Genomic DNA, 3,755 nt, shown 5'->3' with positions numbered 1-3,755 from the left:
TTTTTCAAATTTTCACGCAGAAATTATTCGGCATAAAATTCAGGAATCAGCAGGGTAGAGGTCAATAAATTTTCAAATTTTCAAAATCTTCGATTTGATAACGCTCCTCAAATATTACGGACAACGGAAAAAGTATTGGCGAAGTGCGGGCTGGATTGGACGAAAAGTTCAATTCAGAACCGAGTGGAGCCGATGCTTTTTTCGGATTGTTAAATTACAAAAATAATCAATACGGAAAAAGCAGCGGCGGATAAATATTACAAATATTTCAACTTGCACTTAACCCCGCATTTTGCCAATACAATGTTATCTGCAGTCTCTATTATTTTTCAAGGTATTCAAAGGTGACATATTTGTTACTTATTTGAAAAGTCATTTTGAGATTTTCTATAGAAATTTCCTCAAAATATTCATATTCTTGTTCATTCTTTTTGTATGTTTTTATAAGGGTTTCTTTTGGAATGTCCCAGAGAAATTTTTTGTATTTGTACTCCAAATCTATAATGTCTTCGATATTTGCGTATAAAATTTGGTCATTTATACGATATACAATCTTGATAAATTTTTCTTCCATTATTTTATTTTTATTGAGTTTAAGAAATTATTTTTTTCTGTTATAAAATTAGAATTTGCATTAAGTTGCCAACATTCAAAGTTTATTAGTTTATCTCTTACGAGAAGAATTATTGAATATCTCTCTCCTCTTTCCCCATTAGTAGGATTGATTGCTGAATATGATAATTTTCTTCCGTAGAAGTTTCCGATTTTTATTTCGGACACATTTCCTGTATTTCCCGTATAATCAAGTTTTCCCTTTACCGCATTATCCAAAAAAGAATCGGCTACTTTTTTTCTTTCAGTTGCCGTCCATTTCTTTTGTGCCAAAACATAATTTGGATAATCTGGAATCACATTTCTTTGGATAAGAACCATCAATAAAGAATTTTCAGTTTTGGAACTAAAAGTTGAAGCATTTTGAACGGTTTTATAAGTTGGAGTATTTGGAAAACTTACAAAAATTCCATTTTCCACTTCTTTCTGAATTTGTGAAAAACAAAAGCAACTATTTACAAGAAAAAAAGTTATTATGAAAATTTGTTTCATCTTACTTTATTTTAATTGTATAATTCTTCGTTTTTCTGATAATCAAATAAATTACAAGTGATAAGATAAAGAAAGTCATAAAATTAACTTTCAGAATTAGCGGAATGTACGCAATATAAATTTTTTGAAAGAAATTTGCGTGTCCATTATACGGAATCCATTTATTATCAAACTCTGCTTCACCTAAAACACCTTCATAACTAACTTCATAATGTGGTTCACTGTAATTCCATTGACTTGCTCCGTTACGAGCAATAGTTTCCCCAAAAAGGGAAATAATAAATAAAATTAAAAAAGAAAATAACATTGATTTTCCAATTAGAAATGCTTGTTTTTTTAATTCTTTTTTGTCTAATTGAATTTCTTTTTTTTCTGAATTTTCGCTCATAGTTTTTATAAACTTCCCTAATTTACTTCACGTTGAAGATAAGGACGAAAAGGAAAAATTGGTTTTAGTTAGATTTACGCCCGTTAAATTCAATTCGTTGAAATTCAATTTGTTGCGGAATTTTCACGAGATTGCAGATAACGGTTTGCGGCTTTGTGAAGTGCGGACTTTGATTATCAAGTACTTATACAATCTCTACACCAAGCAAAAAGCCATTTTTCTTTTGCTAAAATACAAAAATTTGTAAAAGAAAAAGGCTTTTTGCGAATAATTTCTCAAAAATTTCAACGCCAGAGCCTAACCTCCGCATTTCACAAAACCGTCTGTTGTACGATGTTTTATTTTTTTTCAATCGGATTAACCTTCACATCATATTTTGTAATTTTTTTTATGAGATTTATTTTTGTTTCAATGAGTTTTTTCTTTTCAGTAAAGTGTAGTTTATCATTATATAGAATATTTTGTTTTTTCGAAATAATAGCCAGTAACTTGTAATGGAAATTATCTTGATCGTCATAAACTTCAAGAATAAGTCCAGGTAAACCAGAAAATTTATAAGGACCATCATTAATTGGTACTTGTTCTGTATACCATGCAATAAATTTCCGCCCTCCAAAAACAGTTTCTGCTTTGATACATTGGTATGTTTGTATACTTTTTTTGTCAGATGTTATCTTCCATACCATTGGAGTTAGTTTCTCATTATATCCGAAATTTATATTATCAATAATTTCAGAATAAGTAATTTCATCTTTTTTAAAATTTTTGAATATTACATGATTAACTTTATACATTGGTTTTGAAGATGTATTCTTAAAATGGAGTTGAGAGAAAATTAAAGAATCAATTTTCTTTTTTTTATCATTTTGGAAAAGTGAAAAGTCTTTACCAATATATAATGTTAATATATCCTCAGTTTTTTTATTTACTGTCGAATCTGCTTTAAATGTCATTTCGTAAACTATCTCCATATCTGTAACCATGTTATTTTGTGAAAATCCAAAGTTAAATAGATATATAAAAAAAACAATGACTATTTTTTTTTTCATAATGTTAAATTTTTAAAAGATGAAGTTGTCTATAAAATAATAATTAGTAAACAACTTCAATCCAATTATTTAGTTGATACAATAATAATTTTTTTTACATTTTTAAATGAATATTTCATTTTAATAATATCAATACTATCAGTTAATATTTTATGATTTTTAACGTGAGAATTATCCAAAAAATTCAGAAAAGAATCATGACTAATAACTTTGTCATCAGCTATATATATAGTTTTTTCTTTTATATACTTTTCATAAGCTTTAAAATCTATAGAACTTTTTAAACTTTCGTATGATTGGTTAAAATCAACAATATTCAATTTATTTACATCCCTCCTATATAGATTTTTAGACGTACATCCTAATAGTATAATTATGGAAAAAAATAAAATTGCATTTTTCATTTGGCAAATATATGATTATTTAAGCTAAATATGAGCCAGGTCCTGTACAAGGTGGAGTAACTACAGTTAATTGAGTTTCTCGGCTAGCGGATTTAAATTCCCATAAAATAATTCCATTACCATAATCCCATTCTTTATATGTACCATATATAAAACATGTGCCTTTTTCAGGGTCGTCATATGCTAAAAAACCATTGTATATTCTTGGAATAGGACCTAACAGCAATGCTTTTTTTCCTACGTTAACATTATATTTTTCTGTTGTAAGATTTGAAGCACTCATTAAACTAGCTGCACCTAGTAATAATATAAAAAATATTTTTTTCATTTTTTGAAATATATAAATTAAATCCTTACTTTTTTCGTAAAACTAGATTCAGATAGTTTTACTTCACTTAAAAAGCGAGGGAAAGATGTTCGGGAAGTCTGCCCTCATTGTAAGAATAAATTACTAGGATCTTTTACTATTATTTCGAAGCGTTCTCCTCTGTTTTCAGGTTCATCAATCTGTGTTTTTATTCGTTGCAAAAATGATATTTGGAGAACGGTCCTTATAAAATATCGTACAACGGTTTGCGGCTTTGTGAAGTGCGGACTTTGATTATCAAGTACTTATGCAATCTCAACACCAAGCAAAAAGCCATTTTTCTTTTGCTAAAATACAAAAATTTGTAAAAGAAAATGGCTTTTTGCGAATAATTTCTCAAAAAATTTCAACGCAAGAGCCTGACCTCCGCATTTCACAAAACCGTCTGTTGTCCGTAGTATTTTCAATTCGAGGGCGAATTTAACTGGGTTAAATTCAGTTCG

At 28.3% G+C, this 3,755-nt stretch carries 7 protein-coding genes; all 7 read right to left on the bottom strand.

What is annotated here, in order from left to right; all coding sequences use genetic code 11:
• Positions 1 to 322 precede the first annotated feature (322 nt).
• Positions 323 to 574 carry a hypothetical protein gene (locus EIY84_RS11570; RefSeq protein WP_124643337.1) on the bottom strand — a complete coding sequence of 84 codons (252 nt, stop codon included), beginning with the start codon at positions 572 to 574 and terminating at the stop codon, positions 323 to 325.
• A complete protein-coding gene (locus EIY84_RS11565; RefSeq protein WP_124643335.1) occupies positions 574 to 1,104 on the bottom strand; it encodes a hypothetical protein in 531 nt (176 codons plus the stop codon). The genes EIY84_RS11570 and EIY84_RS11565 overlap by 1 nt, the downstream gene beginning before the upstream one ends.
• A gap of 1 nt (position 1,105) precedes the next feature.
• Positions 1,106 to 1,492, bottom strand: a complete 387-nt coding sequence (locus EIY84_RS11560; RefSeq protein WP_124643333.1) for a hypothetical protein — start codon at positions 1,490 to 1,492, stop codon at positions 1,106 to 1,108.
• 27 nt (positions 1,493 to 1,519) lie between these two features.
• Positions 1,520 to 1,600, bottom strand: coding sequence for a pentapeptide repeat-containing protein (locus tag EIY84_RS11980; RefSeq protein ID WP_124643339.1), 81 nt, complete (start codon positions 1,598 to 1,600; stop codon positions 1,520 to 1,522).
• Positions 1,601 to 1,830: 230 nt separating this feature from the next.
• Entirely contained in the window at positions 1,831 to 2,541 is a 711-nt protein-coding gene (locus EIY84_RS11550) for a GLPGLI family protein (protein ID WP_124643330.1), read from the bottom strand.
• 65 nt (positions 2,542 to 2,606) lie between these two features.
• A complete protein-coding gene (locus EIY84_RS11545) occupies positions 2,607 to 2,945 on the bottom strand; it encodes a hypothetical protein (RefSeq protein ID WP_124643328.1) in 339 nt (112 codons plus the stop codon).
• 19 nt (positions 2,946 to 2,964) lie between these two features.
• A complete protein-coding gene (locus EIY84_RS11540; protein ID WP_124643325.1) occupies positions 2,965 to 3,273 on the bottom strand; it encodes a hypothetical protein in 309 nt (102 codons plus the stop codon).
• Between the last annotated feature and the right edge of the window lie 482 nt (positions 3,274 to 3,755).

This window comes from Amniculibacterium aquaticum, from assembly GCF_003852705.1.
In the GTDB taxonomy this organism is placed as follows: domain Bacteria; phylum Bacteroidota; class Bacteroidia; order Flavobacteriales; family Weeksellaceae; genus Amniculibacterium; species Amniculibacterium aquaticum.
The sequence above is the reverse complement of the archived record's forward strand: the minus strand, read 5'-3'. Positions and strand labels throughout refer to the sequence as shown.

Bases quoted from the DNA above. Each gene is read 5' to 3' on its own strand.
- EIY84_RS11570 (WP_124643337.1), bottom strand. From the start codon at position 574: ATGGAAGAAAAATTTATCAAGATTGTATATCGTATAAATGACCAAATT.
- EIY84_RS11565 (WP_124643335.1), bottom strand. From the start codon at position 1,104: ATGAAACAAATTTTCATAATAACTTTTTTTCTTGTAAATAGTTGCTTT.
- EIY84_RS11560 (WP_124643333.1), bottom strand. From the start codon at position 1,492: ATGAGCGAAAATTCAGAAAAAAAAGAAATTCAATTAGACAAAAAAGAA.
- EIY84_RS11550 (WP_124643330.1), bottom strand. From the start codon at position 2,541: ATGAAAAAAAAAATAGTCATTGTTTTTTTTATATATCTATTTAACTTT.
- EIY84_RS11545 (WP_124643328.1), bottom strand. From the start codon at position 2,945: ATGAAAAATGCAATTTTATTTTTTTCCATAATTATACTATTAGGATGT.
- EIY84_RS11540 (WP_124643325.1), bottom strand. From the start codon at position 3,273: ATGAAAAAAATATTTTTTATATTATTACTAGGTGCAGCTAGTTTAATG.